Here is a 14162-nt window from a genome sequence, read left to right as displayed (position 1 = left end):
TGCCTCGACTTTCGCGGGCTACGGTTCGGACTGGCGCGCCTGGGCTGCCTTGAGGGCACGCAAGCGGCGAATTTCCTTCGGATCCGCCAGCAACGGTCGGTAGACCTCCAGGCGATCAGCGGCCTGCACCCGCTGGTGCTCGGGATCGGCAACCACCTTGCCAAAGATCCCGACCGGGCAAGTTGCCAGATCAAGCTCGGGAAATGCCTCGGCAACCCCAGAGGCTTGCAACGCCGCGCGCACGCTGGTGCCTTCCGGCACCGCGAATGCGCGCAGGAACTGGCGCTCCACGCCGGCATGCACCACTTCGATTTCAATCAACGCTTGAGCTCTGCGTTCTGCTTGGCACGCTGGCAGAACGCATCGACCAGGGTATTGGCCGCCTGATTGAACAGTGGCCCCAATGTCGCTCGCACGAGCGGGCCGGCGTAATCGAACGACAGGTCCAGGCTGATCTTGCAGGCCTTGTCACCCAGGGGCTTGAACACCCAGACACCGTGAAGCTGGTTGAACGGCCCCTCTTCCAGGTTCATTTCGATGGATTGGCCCGGCACCAGGGTATTGCGCGTCACGAAGCGCTGGCTCAACCCGCCCTTGGCGATGTCGAGGCTGGCGCGCATGTGGGTGTCGGAGCTTTCCAGCACCTCGGCGGACGAGCACCATGGCAGGAACTGTGGATAGCTCGCCACATCGTTGACCAGGTCGTACAGCGCCTGCGCCGGATAGGGCAGCAAGGCCGAGCGTTGAATATGTGTCGTCATGTAAGCGTCACTTCCACAGCTGGGCGGCAAACACTACGAGAATGCCGATGGGCGCCACGTAGCGCATCAAGAACAGGCTCAAGGCAAACAATACAGGGCTGCGCAACGACAATTCATCACGCACCGCCTCACGCCCCATGATCCATCCCGCAAACACCACGAAACACAAACCACCCACGGGCAGCATGATCCGTGATGTGAAGAAATCAATCACGCCGAAGAAATCCAGGCCTCCGGTGGCTCCCCACTGGTAGAGATGGAACAGGCCGTCTTCGTTCACGAAAAACTTTGCCTGCTTCCATATATTGAAGGAAAACACCGTGCCCAGGCCGACGAACCAGCAGGTGAAGGCCAGCCAGAACGTGACCCAGGCGCGGCCGATGCGCGTCCGCTCCACCAGGTAAGCCACCATGGGCTCCAGCAGGGAAATCGCCGAACTCCAGGCCGCGATGGCCACCAGGACGAAAAACACCACACCCATGACTTGGCCGAACGCCATGCTACCGAAGGCAAAAGGCAGGCTGACGAACATCAACCCCGGCCCTTCGCTGGGGTTGAGGCCGGCCGCGAACACGATCGGAAACAACGCCACGCCCGCCATCAGCGACACGAAGGTATCCAGCAGCGCGACGCCGACGACGGTGCGGGTGAGGGAGGCGTTCTTGGGCATGTAGGCGCCGTAGATCATGATCGAGCCAACCCCCACGCTCAAGGAGAAGAACGCGTGCCCCATGGCCGGCAGCAAACCGTCCAGGACTTTCTCCGGCTTGAAGTCGAACATGAAGTGCAGGCCTTCCATGAAATGCCCGGTGGTCATGCTGTAGCCCAGCAGCACCAGGATCATCACGAACAGCAGCGGCATCATGATCCGCAGGCTGCGCTCCAGCCCGGCGACCACGCCCTTGGCAATCACCACGGCCGACAGCACCATGAAGATCGTGTGCCAGAGGGTCAGCCGCCAGGGGTCGGCGATCACCTGGCCGAAATACGCGCCGACCTGGTCTGGCGCGACGCCCTGGAAATCCCCGCGCCCCATGTCGATGATGTAGTCCAGCGACCAGCCACCGACCACGCTATAGAACGACAGGATCAACAACGCCGTGATCATGCCGGCGAAGGCGCCCCACGACCATTTGGTCGAGTGCCCGGCTTCCACGGCGAGGACCTTCAGGGCGTTGGCCGGGCTTTGCCGGGCGCGACGACCGATCAGGGTCTCGGCGAGCATGACCGGCGCGCCAATGAGCGCGATACACGCCAGGAACATCAATACGAAGGCGCCGCCCCCGTAGACCCCGACCATGTATGGAAACTTCCAGATACTACCCAGCCCCACCGCAGAACCGGTCGCGGCGAGTATGAAGACCCAGCGGCTAGCCCAACTGCCGTGGACAGAAACCTTGTCTGTCGACATCGTGATCACGCCCAAGCGTTCAAAAAAGAGGCCGCATTGTCCGGGATTCACTCAAGGTGCTCAAGCATGCAGCTTCACCGTAGCCGACACGCACGCAACTGCCTATAATGCCGCCCCTATGGCTAAACAGAAGAAACACCCCACAGGGACCATCGCGCAAAATAAAAAGGCGCGACACGATTACTTCATCGAACAGCGTTTCGAGGCTGGCATGGTCCTGGCCGGCTGGGAAGTAAAGAGCCTTCGCGCCGGCAAGGCGCAGCTGGTGGACAGCTACGTGCTGCTCAAGGACGGCGAAGCCTGGCTGCTGGGCAGTCACATCACCCCGCTGACCACGGCCAGCACCCACGTGATTGCCGATCCGGTACGTTCGCGCAAGCTGCTGCTCAACAAGCGCGAGCTGGAAAAGCTCTTCGCCTCGGTGCAGCAAAAAGGCTACACCTGCGTCTGTACGTCGCTGTACTGGAGCAAGCACCTGATCAAGTGCGAAATTGCGCTGGGCAAGGGCAAGAAGGAATACGACAAGCGCGATACCGAACGCGAACGCGACGCCGGTCGCGAGCTGCAGCGTGCGGTGCGCAACAAGGGCAAGGAAGACTGATTCTCTTGCCTTGAGACCGCATTCGCGCCCACACCAGATCCCGGTACGCCTATCCCGTGTTCACCGAAGATCCATGTGGGAGCGAGCCTGCTCGCGAAAGCGGCGCCACGTTCGGCGTCGATGCGCCAGGCAGACCGTTATCGCGAGCTGGCTCGCTCCCACCTGGGTTGAGTGAGAGACCGCGGCCTACATGCCCTTGCGCCGCTCCGCCCGTGCCACTCGCTGCACCTCCTGACGCACCTCTTCCAAGACTTCCTGCACATACAGGATATGCCGGCTGGACACTTCCCGGGCCCGCTCGGCGTGGCCGTCCATGATCGCCTGGTACAGCTCCCGGTGCTGGCTGATCAACATGTCGCGGGTTTCACTGCGCTGCTTGTACATGCCGCCGATGTTGGTCACCACATTGCGCTTGAGCAGGTCGAACAAGCCGCGGATAGTGTGCAGCAATACCGCGTTATGGCTGGCCTCGGCAATCGCCAGGTGGAACCGCGCATCCGCCGCCCCCTCCTCCGCCCGACTCACGTCTTCGTGCCGCGCATAGCAATCCTGCAGCGCTTCGAAGGCCGCCGTCAGCCGTTCGCGATCGACGTCCGTGGCCCGCAGCGCGGCGTAATAGGCACAAGAGGCCTCCAGGGTGTGACGAAATTCCAGCAGGTCCCGCTGCGCGTCGGGGTTGCTTTCCAGCAGTTGCAACAGCGGGTCACTGAACGTCGAGCCCAATGATTCCACGACGTAGTTGCCGCCGCCCTGGCGGCTGACCAGCAAACCCTTGGCCGCCAGCTTCTGGATCGCTTCACGCAGCGAAGGCCGTGACACGCCGAACTGTTCGGCCAGGGTCCGCTCGGCCGGCAGCCGTTCGCCAGACTTCAGCGTACCCTCGAGGATCATGCCCTCAAGCCGCTCGACAATATCGTCAGACAAACGGCGCTGACGAATCTGATCAAACCCCATAACTCACTCTCCACGATCCCGACGGCTCGCCGGGCTCTCTATTCTGGCCCATCCGGGCCTCGTCCACACCCTTCAGAAGCCATTTGCCGGAACAGATCAGATGCGATCTGCACCGCTTATTCGACGAAAGTTTCCAGGCGGCAAATTGACACACGACAACCAAGGCTTTTACCCTAGCCGACAGCGTTTGTAAATTGGTATTACCAATTATCCACTTTCGCTGATCAGTGCCTGACCAACAACAATTAGGGGCCCACCCACATGCAAACCTGGCAACAGCTCTACAGCCCGCTCGGCAGCCTCGGCTTGTCCGCACTCGCGGCCGTCATTCCCATCGTGTTTTTCTTCCTGGCCCTGGCGGTGTTTCGCCTCAAGGGCCACGTGGCCGGCAGCATCACCCTGGCCCTGGCCATCGCCGTGGCGATATTTGCCTTCAACATGCCCGCCGACATGGCCTTCGCCGCCGCCGGCTATGGCTTTGCCTACGGCTTGTGGCCCATTGCCTGGATCATCGTGGCCGCGGTGTTCCTGTACAAATTGACGGTCAAGAGCGGCCAGTTCGAGGTCATCCGCAGCTCGGTGCTGTCGATTACCGATGACCAACGCCTCCAGGTGCTGCTGATCGGCTTCTGCTTCGGCGCGTTCCTGGAAGGCGCCGCCGGTTTCGGTGCGCCCGTCGCGATCACCGCCGCGCTGCTGGTCGGCCTGGGCTTCAACCCGCTGTATGCCGCCGGCCTGTGCCTGATCGCCAACACCGCCCCGGTCGCGTTCGGCGCCTTGGGCATCCCGATTATCGTGGCCGGCCAGGTCACCGGCATCGACGCTTTCAAGATCGGCGCCATGACCGGTCGCCAACTGCCGTTGCTGTCGCTGTTCGTGCCGTTCTGGCTGGTGTTCATGATGGATGGCCTGCGCGGCGTGCGGGAGACCTGGCCCGCTGCGCTGGTGGCCGGCCTGAGCTTTGCCGTCACCCAATACTTCACGTCCAACTTCATCGGCCCGGAACTGCCAGACATCACCTCGGCCCTCGCCAGCCTGATCGCGCTGACCCTGTTCCTGAAAGTCTGGCAGCCCAAGCGCACCGCGGGTGCCCAGATTGCCGGCGCCACGTCCAGCGCAACGGTCACCGCCAGCGTAGGCGGTTTCGGTCAACCCCGCAGCACCGTGGCTTCGCCCTACAGCCTGGGGGAAATCTTCAAGGCCTGGTCGCCGTTCCTGATCCTGACCGTGCTGGTCACGATCTGGACGCTGAAACCGTTCAAGGCGATGTTCGCCGCGGGCGGTTCGATGTACGGCTGGGTATTCAACTTCGCCATCCCGCACCTGGACCAGATGGTGATCAAGGTCGCGCCCATCGTAGTCAACCCCACGGCCATTCCAGCGGTGTTCAAGCTCGATCCGATTTCCGCCACCGGCACGGCGATTTTCTTCTCGGCACTGATCTCGATGCTGGTGCTGAAGATCAACGTCAAAACTGGTCTTACCACTTTAAAAGAGACCTTCTTCGAGCTGCGCTGGCCAATCCTGTCCATCGGCATGGTCCTGGCATTCGCCTTCGTCACCAACTACTCGGGCATGTCGTCGACCATGGCCCTGGTGCTGGCCGGCACCGGCGCGGCGTTCCCGTTCTTCTCGCCCTTCCTCGGTTGGCTGGGAGTATTCCTGACCGGTTCCGACACCTCGTCCAACGCACTGTTCAGCTCCCTGCAAGCCACGACTGCGCATCAACTCGGCGTCAACGACACCTTGCTGGTGGCAGCCAATACCAGTGGTGGCGTGACCGGCAAGATGATCTCGCCGCAATCGATCGCCGTGGCGTGCGCAGCGACCGGGCTGGTGGGCAAGGAATCGGATCTGTTCCGGTTCACCCTCAAACACAGCCTATTCTTTGCAACGATCGTCGGCCTGATCACCCTGGCCCAGGCCTACTGGTTTACCGGCATGCTGGTGCACTGAGTCCTACGGGCAATACTGAAAGAACCGACGCCGAATCCCGATTCGGCGTCCGCAAATGAACACCGGGTCTGCAAGGCTGCTGAAAGTTTCGAACCCTATATTCAGCAGCCTCAGCGGACGGATAACCGGGACCACCCGGAGACACGCCTGATGAGCGAGCTTTTTTACAACGCTGTGCCGAACGCGACCCGTGTCGCCCCGCCGCTGCCCGAACCCCGGCAGTACCCCAGCGCGAAGCCGCAACGGGTCTACCTGTTCGGAACCTGCGTGGTGGACCTGTTCTACCCCGAAGCCGGGATGGACGCGATCCACTTGCTGGAACGCGAAGGGATCCGGGTGGAGTACCCGCAAGGGCAGAGTTGCTGCGGGCAACCGGCCTATACCTCGGGCTACACCGAGCAGGCGCGCACGGTGGCGCGGGCGCAACTGGCCCTGTTTGCCGAAGATTATCCGGTGGTCGTGCCGTCGGGTTCCTGTGCCGGCATGCTGCGCGAGCACTACAGCGACCTGTTCAAGGATGAGCCCGACACGCTCGCACACGTCCAGGCCCTGGCGGCGCGGACCTACGAGCTGGCTGAATTCCTGCTGTTTGTCTGCAAGGTGCAATTGAACGACAGCGGCGAGCCGGTGAAGGTGGCCCTGCACACCTCCTGCTCGGCACGACGGGAAATGAACACCCACCTGCACGGCCGCGCCCTGTTGGCGCAGCTGCACAATGTGGAGCGAGTCGAACACAGCCACGAAAGTGAATGCTGCGGTTTCGGTGGAACATTCAGCGTACGCCTGCCGGATATTTCCGGCGCGATGGTGGCCGACAAGACCCGGGCGCTGAAGGAATCCGGCGCGCACAAGGTCGTCAGCGCCGACTGCGGTTGCTTGATGAACATCAACGGCGCGCTGGAAAAACAGCAGGCGGCGTTACGCGGACAGCACCTGGCGAGCTTCCTCTGGCAGCGAACCGGAGGTGGCGCATGAGCACGCCGACGCTGATCCCGACCGTAGAGGTGCAGGAAGATTTCCGCGCCCGAGCCCACAAGGCTTTGGACGACACGCAACTGCGAAGCAACTTTCGCAGCGCGATGGATTCACTGATGACCAAGCGGGCAACGTCCTTCAGCGATGCCCACGAACGAGAACACCTGCGAGTGCTGGGCAATGCCGTCCGCGCCCGTGCGTTATCCAAGTTGCCCGACCTGCTCGAACAACTTGAAACCAACCTGACCCGCAACGGTGTGACAGTGCACTGGGCGGAGACGGTGGACGAAGCCAACGGCATCGTCCTCTCGATCATCCGCGCTCACGAGGCGCGGCAAGTGATCAAGGGCAAATCGATGGTCAGCGAAGAAATGGAGATGAACCATTTCCTCGAGGGTCGGGACATTGAATGTCTCGAATCCGACATGGGGGAGTACATCGTCCAGCTCGACCACGAGAAGCCTTCACACATCATTATGCCGGCGATCCACAAGAATGCCGGTCAGGTCGCGTCCTTGTTCCACGACAAACTCGGCGTGGAGTACACCAAGGACGTTGACCAACTCATCCAGATCGGTCGCAAGGTGTTGCGGCAGAAATTCTTCGAAGCCGACATCGGCGTATCAGGCGTCAACTTCGCCGTGGCCGAAACCGGCACCCTGCTGTTGGTGGAAAACGAAGGGAACGGGCGGATGTCCACCACCGTTCCACCGGTGCACATCGCCGTGACCGGCATCGAAAAAGTGGTGGAGAACCTGCGCGATGTCGTGCCATTGCTCTCGTTGCTGACCCGTTCGGCCCTCGGCCAACCGATCACCACCTACGTCAACATGATCTCCGGCCCGCGCAAGGCCGAAGAACTGGACGGCCCCCAGGAGGTTCACCTGGTGCTGCTGGACAATGGTCGCAGCCAGGCCTTTGCCGACAGCGAATTGCGCCAGACCCTGAACTGCATCCGCTGCGGCGCCTGTATGAATCATTGCCCGGTGTACACCCGAATCGGCGGCCATGCCTACGGCGAGGTCTACCCGGGGCCTATCGGAAAAATCATCACGCCCCACATGGTCGGCCTGGCCAAGGTGCCGGACCACCCCAGCGCCTCATCGCTGTGCGGTGCCTGTGGAGAAGTGTGCCCGGTGAAGATCCCGATCCCGGCCTTGTTGCGGCGCCTGCGCGAAGAAAACGTCAAAGCGCCAGACAGCCCGAACCCGGTGATGCGCGGCCAGGGCAGCAAATACTCGGCCAAGGAACGCTTCATCTGGAACGCCTGGGCCAGGCTCAACAGCTCGCCGCGGCTGTATCGGCTGTTCGGTTTCCTCGCCACGCGCCTGCGCGCCCTGACGCCGAGCAACGTCGGCCCCTGGACGCAAAACCACAGCGCCCCGCAACCCGCCGCCCGCTCATTGCATGACCTGGCGCGCGAACACCTGAACCGCCCGGGAGACCGTCGATGAGCGCCAAGGCCAACATCCTCGCCAAGTTGCGTAACAGCCTGACCGGCACTACGCCGGTTGCCGACAATTACGACGTCGACCTGGTGACGCAAACCTACCGCTACACCCGCGAAGAACGCATCCCGCAGCTGCGCAAATTGATGGAGGCGGTGCACACCGAAATCCACCTGACCACGGGCGAAGACTGGCCGGCCCTGTTGGCGCAACTGCTGCGCGACCGCCAACTGCCGAGCCTGCTGATCGCACCGACGACGCCACACGGGCAAACAATCACACAGTTCTGGGCGAACAATCCGGGCCTGCCAACCCTCAAGGCCTACGACCGGCCGATCGAGGAATGGAAGGCCGAGCTGTTCAACGACACGCCCGCCAGCCTGACCGGCACCCTCGGCGCCATCGCCGCGACCGGCAGCCTGATCCTCTGGCCGACACGGGAAGAGCCACGCCTGATGAGCCTGGTGCCGCCGGTGCATTTCGCCCTGCTCAAGGCCAGCCAGATCCGCGACAACTTCTATGAAGTGCAACAAGAATTCGCCTGGGCCCAAGGCATGCCCACCAACGCCCTGCTGGTGTCGGGCCCGTCGAAAACCGCCGACATCGAACAAGTACTCGCCTATGGCGCCCACGGTCCGAAGGATCTGGTGGTCTTGATCCTGGAGGACCAATGACGCTTCCTGCCGCTTTCCTACATGACGTCCAGCAACTGATCCCGCAAAAGCGCCGTTTCGACGACCCTCTGTCGACCTTGGCCTTCGGCACCGACGCCAGTTTCTATCGGCTGATTCCGAAACTGGTGGTGCGGGTCGAAAGCGAAGATGAAGTGGTCGCCCTGCTGCAACTTGCCCAGCGCGACCAAGTGCCCGTCACCTTCCGCGCGGCCGGCACCAGCTTGTCTGGCCAGGCCATCAGCGACTCGGTGCTGATCGTGCTGGGGGATAACTGGAACGCCCGGGAGATCCGCGGGCAAGGCGCGCAGATCCGCTTGCAACCCGGCGTGATCGGCGCCCAGGCCAACGCCTGGCTGGCCCAGTTCGGGCGCAAGATCGGCCCTGACCCGGCCTCGATAAACGCCTGCAAGATCGGCGGCATCGTGGCCAACAACGCCAGCGGCATGTGCTGCGGCACGGCGCAAAACACCTATCACACGCTGGCCGGCATTCGCTTGGTGCTGGCCGATGGCACCCGCCTCGACACCGAAGACGCGGTCAGCGTCGCGGCGTTTCGCACCAGCCACGGTGACTTGCTGGAGCGCCTGGCGACCCTGGGCCGCGAGACCCGCGACAACACCGAACTGGCCGCACGAATTCGCCACAAATACCGTCTGAAAAATACCACCGGGCTGTCACTCAACGCCCTGGTGGATTTTGATGAACCTGTGGATATCTTGAGCCATCTGCTGGTGGGCTCTGAAGGCACCCTCGGCTTCATCAGCGCGGTGACCTACAACACCGTGATCGACCATCCGCACAAAGCCTCGGCACTGATTGTGTTTCCCGACGTGGAAACCTGCTGCAACGCGGTCACCGTACTGAAAAGCCAGCCGGTGTCAGCCGTGGAATTGCTCGACCGCCGCAGTCTGCGCTCGGTGCAGGACAAGCCGGGCATGCCGGATTTCGTACAACAACTGTCGACGAATGCCTGCGCCCTGCTGATCGAATCCCGCGCGGCGTCTTCATCCCTGCTGCAAGAGCAACTGGCCCGGATCATGGCTTCGCTGGCCGGCTTCCCGGTGGAAAAACAGGTCGACTTTACCGAAGACCCACGGGAAAACGCCCGGCTCTGGGCGATCCGCAAAGACACCTTTCCCGCCGTGGGTGCGGTTCGCAAAACCGGCACCACGGTGATCATCGAAGACGTGACCTTTCCGGTGGAACAACTCGCCATAGGCGTGAACCGCCTGATCGAACTGTTCGACAAACATCACTACGACGAAGCGATCCTTTTCGGACATGCACTGGAAGGCAATCTGCACTTCGTCTTCACCCAAGGCTTCAACAGCGCCGAAGAAGTCGCACGCTACCAGGCGTTCATGGACGACGTCGCGCAACTGGTGGCGGTGGAGTTCGGCGGCTCGCTGAAAGCCGAACACGGCACCGGACGCAACATGGCGCCGTTCGTCGAACTGGAATGGGGCAGCGATGCCTACCAACTGATGTGGCAACTCAAGCGCCTGCTCGACCCCAACGGGATCCTCAACCCGGACGTGGTCCTCAGCGAAGACCCGCAGATCCACCTCAAGCACCTCAAGCCGCTGCCGGCCGCCGACGAGATCGTGGACAAGTGCATCGAATGCGGCTTCTGCGAACCGGTGTGCCCCTCCAAGGACCTGACCTTGAGCCCGCGCCAACGCATCGTCATCTGGCGCGACATCCAGGCGAAAAAACGCGCAGGCACCGACACCACCGAACTGGAACAGGCCTATCAATACCAGGGCATCGACACCTGCGCGGCCACGGGCCTGTGCGCTCAACGCTGCCCGGTAGGCATCAACACCGGTGAGCTGGTGAAAAAACTGCGCAGCCGCGACGCCACGCGTACGAAAACCGCCACTTGGGTCGAAGGAAACTTCGCTACCACACTGCAAGGCCTGCGCTTCACCCTGCACGTCGCCAACGGCGCCCGCATGCTGCTGGGCGCACCGCGCCTGGCAAAACTGTCGGCCACCCTGTCACGGCTGTCCAAGGGCCAGGTGCCACAATGGACCAACGCCATGCCCCAGCCAGAAAAGGCCATCCGCTTCACCCCAGCCGTGGCGGACCAACGCCCGCGCGTAGTCTACCTGGCGGCCTGCGTGTCACGGGTCATGGGCCCGGCGGCGGGGGATAAAGAGCAGGCGTCGCTGTACGACAAGACCCAGAGCCTGCTGGAAAAAGCCGGTTATCAAGTGGTCATTCCCGACAATCAGGACAACCTGTGCTGCGGCCAACCCTTCGCCTCCAAAGGCTACGCCGAACAAGCCGAACACAAACGCCAGGAACTGATCGCCGCCCTGCTGCACGCCAGCCGCGGCGGACTCGACCCCATCTATTGCGACACCAGCCCCTGCACCTTGCGACTGGTCCAAGACCTGGGCGAAACGCGTTTGGATTTGTACGACCCGGTGCGCTTCATCCGCACCCATTTGATGGATCGCCTGGACTTCACCCCGCAAGAAGCGCCTATCGCCGTGCACGTGACCTGCAGCACCCAGCACCTGGGCGAAAGCCAGGCGTTGATCGACCTGGCGCGCCAGTGCAGCACGAACGTGGTCATCCCCGAAGGCATCCACTGCTGCGGCTTCGCCGGCGACAAAGGCTTCACCACGCCGGAACTCAACGCCCACTCGCTGCGCACCCTCAAGGACGCCGTCCAACATTGCAGCGAAGGCATCTCCACCAGCCGCACCTGTGAGATCGGCCTGACGCAGCACGGCACCATCGACTACCACGGGCTGGTCTACCTGGTGGATCGAGTCACCCAGCCGAGGGCCACCTGAAGAAAAATAGAACCCTGGCGCCCGGCCGCAGTCCACAGGATAAGTCCCGCAAAAGCGGGACCTTTCCCTAACTGGTAGCCGTCCTGATGGCCAGCGTAGCCTGCGCCACAGTTCAAGGAGAGACACATGAAACGCTCTGTACTGCTAGGCCTGTTCGTCACTGCCTCCATGATGGCGTCGTCTTCGTTTGCCGCCGGCGGCACCGACAATCTCTGCGACACCAACATCACCACCCTCGAGAACGCCAAAACCCAAGTCCAGGGTTCTGACCTGGAAGGCCGGCTCGCGAACACTCTCCAGCAAGCCAAAGCCAATCGCGACGAGAAGACGGAAGCGGCCACCAAAAAATGCGTGACCGATACCACCCAGATGCTGCAAGAGATCCAGAAGGTCAGCAAGGACGGCAAGAACTCCTGACCGCCACAGGCCAACCTTCGGGTTGGCCTCGCAGGCGGATTGGCGTACACTGCACACGCCTGTCTCTCCAACCGATCCACGGAGCGACAGGTTCGGGGCCGTTTAGGATTCGACGCTGGTTGCGAAACTCTAGGTGCATGCCGAGTTGGTAACAGAACTCGTAAATCCACTGTTGCAACTTCTATAGTTGCCAATGACGATAAATACGGCCAGGAATTCGCTATCGCTGCGTAAGCAGCCTTAGATCCTGAGCTTCTGGTACCTTCGGGTCCAGCAATCATTAGGGGATGTCCGTAAACCCGAAGTGATTGTCATATAGAACGGAATCGCCGTGCAGTACGTTGTGGACGAAGCGGCTAAAACTTACACAACTCGCCCAAAGCACCCTGCCCGTCGGGTCGCTGAGGGTTAACTTAATAGACACGGCTACGCATGTAGTACCGACAGCGGAGTACTGGCGGACGGGGGTTCAAATCCCCCCGGCTCCACCAAATGATCAATCAAAGACGTCCACGGACGTCTTTTTTTGTGCCTGCGAGCCAGCAAATACGCGGCTTCCAGCGCTTTTGCGGTCTTTTGAGAGTTTTTGAGTTCCAGCCATTCGGGTATTCCAAGCGGTATTCCACCTCATCCGGTGCTAATCTTTGGAATACCGAATCAGTGCCTGAGGACAATCTCATGCCTGCTCAAAACCTCCGCCTCTCCGATCGACAACTCAAGGGAGTCAAACCCGCGTCCAAGGATTATGTCCTCACGGACGGTGACGGTTTGCAGCTCCGCGTACGCAGCAATGGCTCGTTGCTGTGGAATTTCAACTACCGCGAACCGGTGACCAAGAAGCGCATCAACATCGGCTTCGGGACCTATCCCGAACTGTCACTGGCGAATGCACGAAAGAAGGCAGTCGATGCACGCGAGTTGCTCGCCCAAGGCATCGACCCGAAGGTGCAGCGCAATACGTTGAATGAAGCCAAGCGCGCAGAAACTGAACACACCTTCGAGAACGTGGCCACCGCCTGGTTCGAGCTCAAGAAAGACTCGGTGACCCCGGCCTACGCCGAGGACATCTGGCGGTCGCTCACGCTGCACGTGTTCCCCGATTTGAAGACGACACCACTCGCGAAGATCACCGCGCCGATGGTGATCGCATTGCTTCGTCCAATCGAAGCGAAAGGCAGCCTGGAGACAGTCAAACGTCTCAGCCAGCGGCTAAACGAGATCATGACCTACGGCGTAAACTCCGGCCTGATCTTCGCCAACCCGCTCAGCGGCATCAGGGCTGTATTCAAGAAGCCCAAGAAAGAGAACATGGCTGCACTTCCGCCAGAAGAGCTCCCCGAACTCATGATGGAGATCGCAAACGCCAGCATCAAACGCACGACCCGCTGCCTGATCGAATGGCAATTGCACACGATGACTCGCCCTGCCGAGGCGGCAACTACTCGCTGGTCAGACATCGACTTTGAAAGGCGTGTCTGGACTATCCCGGCGGAGCGGATGAAGAAGCGCCGCCCACACAGCATTCCGTTGAGTGATCACGCTGTCGCACTGTTGGAGTCACTGAAGACTCACAGCGGCCATCGCGAATACGTCTTCCCGGCAGACAGAAACCCACGCACCCACGCCAATAGTCAAACGGCCAACATGGCGTTGAAACGCATGGGGTTCCAGGATCGGTTGGTCAGCCACGGCATGCGCTCGATGGCCAGCACTATCTTGAATGAACATGGCTGGGATCCTGAGCTCATCGAAGTCGCCCTGGCGCATGTCGACAAGGATGAGGTGCGGAGCGCCTACAACCGAGCCGACTACATCGAGCGCCGGCGCCCGATGATGGCCTGGTGGAGTGAGTACATCCAGAAAGCCGCCACCGGCAGCCTGCTCGCCTCAGCATACGGCCAAGTCAGAGACAAGAACGTGGTGCCGATACGCTAGCGCTATGCAGGCGCAACAACGGCAGCAACAACAACTGAGCGTTCAATATTCAGGGCGAGCAGCCTCGCTTATCCGCTTCTCAGCGCGGGTCCATCCAAACAGGGCTGCAAAGCCGCCCTGTTTGGATGGACCTTACTTTGAAGAGCTAAAAGCCACGACGTTGTCCGGGATTTACCACGGAATTCCACCGATGGATAACCGCTTTTCACGTCCACAAGAGCGC

Annotated in this window: 12 protein-coding genes and 1 other RNA gene; 9 read left to right on the top strand and 4 right to left on the bottom strand. The window is 61.4% G+C overall.

The genetic code is table 11. From position 1 onward, the window contains the following. Positions 1-18 precede the first annotated feature (18 nt). Genes Q6A48_RS10460 through Q6A48_RS10450 form a run of 3 tightly spaced genes read right to left on the bottom strand, consistent with a single transcriptional unit; the run spans position 19 to position 2172 of the window. Entirely contained in the window at positions 19-321 is a 303-nt protein-coding gene (locus Q6A48_RS10460; protein ID WP_304554040.1) for an RnfH family protein, read from the bottom strand. Further along, positions 318-761 (bottom strand): type II toxin-antitoxin system RatA family toxin, encoded by a 444-nt coding sequence (locus tag Q6A48_RS10455; protein WP_042730879.1) that lies wholly within the window; start codon positions 759-761, stop codon positions 318-320. Before Q6A48_RS10455 ends, Q6A48_RS10460 begins: the two co-directional genes overlap by 4 nt. 7 nt (positions 762-768) lie before the next feature. Then, the gene (locus Q6A48_RS10450) at positions 769-2172 is read right to left on the bottom strand and encodes a sodium-dependent transporter (RefSeq protein ID WP_304554039.1); all 1404 of its coding nucleotides are present in this window, start codon (positions 2170-2172) and stop codon (positions 769-771) included. 118 nt (positions 2173-2290) lie between these two features. Here Q6A48_RS10450 and smpB point away from each other — a divergent pair, with 118 nt between their 5' ends. After that, entirely contained in the window at positions 2291-2773 is a 483-nt protein-coding gene (gene smpB, locus Q6A48_RS10445; RefSeq protein ID WP_042730880.1) for an SsrA-binding protein SmpB, read from the top strand. Between the two features lie 186 nt (positions 2774-2959). On the opposite strand, the gene Q6A48_RS10440 is transcribed toward smpB, so the two are convergent. After that, entirely contained in the window at positions 2960-3727 is a 768-nt protein-coding gene (locus Q6A48_RS10440) for an FCD domain-containing protein (RefSeq protein WP_304554038.1), read from the bottom strand. A gap of 261 nt (positions 3728-3988) precedes the next feature. Here Q6A48_RS10440 and Q6A48_RS10435 point away from each other — a divergent pair, with 261 nt between their 5' ends. The 8 genes from Q6A48_RS10435 to Q6A48_RS10400 all read left to right on the top strand — a co-directional run bounded on the left by Q6A48_RS10435 (position 3989) and on the right by Q6A48_RS10400 (position 13939). Continuing rightward, positions 3989-5683 carry a lactate permease LctP family transporter gene (locus Q6A48_RS10435; RefSeq protein WP_304554037.1) on the top strand — a complete coding sequence of 565 codons (1695 nt, stop codon included), beginning with the start codon at positions 3989-3991 and terminating at the stop codon, positions 5681-5683. Between the two features lie 150 nt (positions 5684-5833). Further along, positions 5834-6658 (top strand): (Fe-S)-binding protein, encoded by an 825-nt coding sequence (locus Q6A48_RS10430; protein ID WP_304554036.1) that lies wholly within the window; start codon positions 5834-5836, stop codon positions 6656-6658. Then, entirely contained in the window at positions 6655-8112 is a 1458-nt protein-coding gene (locus tag Q6A48_RS10425; protein WP_304554035.1) for a LutB/LldF family L-lactate oxidation iron-sulfur protein, read from the top strand. The genes Q6A48_RS10430 and Q6A48_RS10425 overlap by 4 nt, the downstream gene beginning before the upstream one ends. Next, positions 8109-8780, top strand: coding sequence for a LutC/YkgG family protein (locus tag Q6A48_RS10420; RefSeq protein ID WP_304554034.1), 672 nt, complete (start codon positions 8109-8111; stop codon positions 8778-8780). Before Q6A48_RS10425 ends, Q6A48_RS10420 begins: the two co-directional genes overlap by 4 nt. Beyond that, positions 8777-11587, top strand: a complete 2811-nt coding sequence (locus Q6A48_RS10415; RefSeq protein WP_304554033.1) for an FAD-binding and (Fe-S)-binding domain-containing protein — start codon at positions 8777-8779, stop codon at positions 11585-11587. The genes Q6A48_RS10420 and Q6A48_RS10415 overlap by 4 nt, the downstream gene beginning before the upstream one ends. Positions 11588-11713: 126 nt before the next feature. Next, positions 11714-12004, top strand: a complete 291-nt coding sequence (locus tag Q6A48_RS10410; RefSeq protein ID WP_304554032.1) for a PA2433 domain-containing protein — start codon at positions 11714-11716, stop codon at positions 12002-12004. Between the two features lie 94 nt (positions 12005-12098). Then, positions 12099-12495: a transfer-messenger RNA gene (gene ssrA, locus Q6A48_RS10405) on the top strand. A gap of 187 nt (positions 12496-12682) precedes the next feature. After that, a complete protein-coding gene (locus Q6A48_RS10400; RefSeq protein ID WP_304554031.1) occupies positions 12683-13939 on the top strand; it encodes an integrase domain-containing protein in 1257 nt (418 codons plus the stop codon). Positions 13940-14162 lie beyond the last annotated feature (223 nt).

This window comes from Pseudomonas citrullilanati (genome assembly GCF_030580855.1).
GTDB classification, from domain to species: Bacteria; Pseudomonadota; Gammaproteobacteria; order Pseudomonadales; family Pseudomonadaceae; genus Aquipseudomonas; species Aquipseudomonas citrulli.
Note: the sequence above shows the minus strand (reverse complement) of the source record. Positions and strands in the feature narration are given on the sequence as shown.

Coding starts and splice junctions, on each gene's coding strand:
- Q6A48_RS10435 (WP_304554037.1), top strand. CDS start 3,989: ATGCAAACCTGGCAACAGCTCTACAGCCCGCTCGGCAGCCTCGGCTTG.
- Q6A48_RS10425 (WP_304554035.1), top strand. CDS start 6,655: ATGAGCACGCCGACGCTGATCCCGACCGTAGAGGTGCAGGAAGATTTC.
- Q6A48_RS10420 (WP_304554034.1), top strand. CDS start 8,109: ATGAGCGCCAAGGCCAACATCCTCGCCAAGTTGCGTAACAGCCTGACC.
- Q6A48_RS10430 (WP_304554036.1), top strand. CDS start 5,834: ATGAGCGAGCTTTTTTACAACGCTGTGCCGAACGCGACCCGTGTCGCC.
- Q6A48_RS10440 (WP_304554038.1), bottom strand. CDS start 3,727: ATGGGGTTTGATCAGATTCGTCAGCGCCGTTTGTCTGACGATATTGTC.
- Q6A48_RS10450 (WP_304554039.1), bottom strand. CDS start 2,172: ATGTCGACAGACAAGGTTTCTGTCCACGGCAGTTGGGCTAGCCGCTGG.
- Q6A48_RS10455 (WP_042730879.1), bottom strand. CDS start 761: ATGACGACACATATTCAACGCTCGGCCTTGCTGCCCTATCCGGCGCAG.
- Q6A48_RS10415 (WP_304554033.1), top strand. CDS start 8,777: ATGACGCTTCCTGCCGCTTTCCTACATGACGTCCAGCAACTGATCCCG.
- smpB (WP_042730880.1), top strand. CDS start 2,291: ATGGCTAAACAGAAGAAACACCCCACAGGGACCATCGCGCAAAATAAA.
- Q6A48_RS10410 (WP_304554032.1), top strand. CDS start 11,714: ATGAAACGCTCTGTACTGCTAGGCCTGTTCGTCACTGCCTCCATGATG.
- Q6A48_RS10400 (WP_304554031.1), top strand. CDS start 12,683: ATGCCTGCTCAAAACCTCCGCCTCTCCGATCGACAACTCAAGGGAGTC.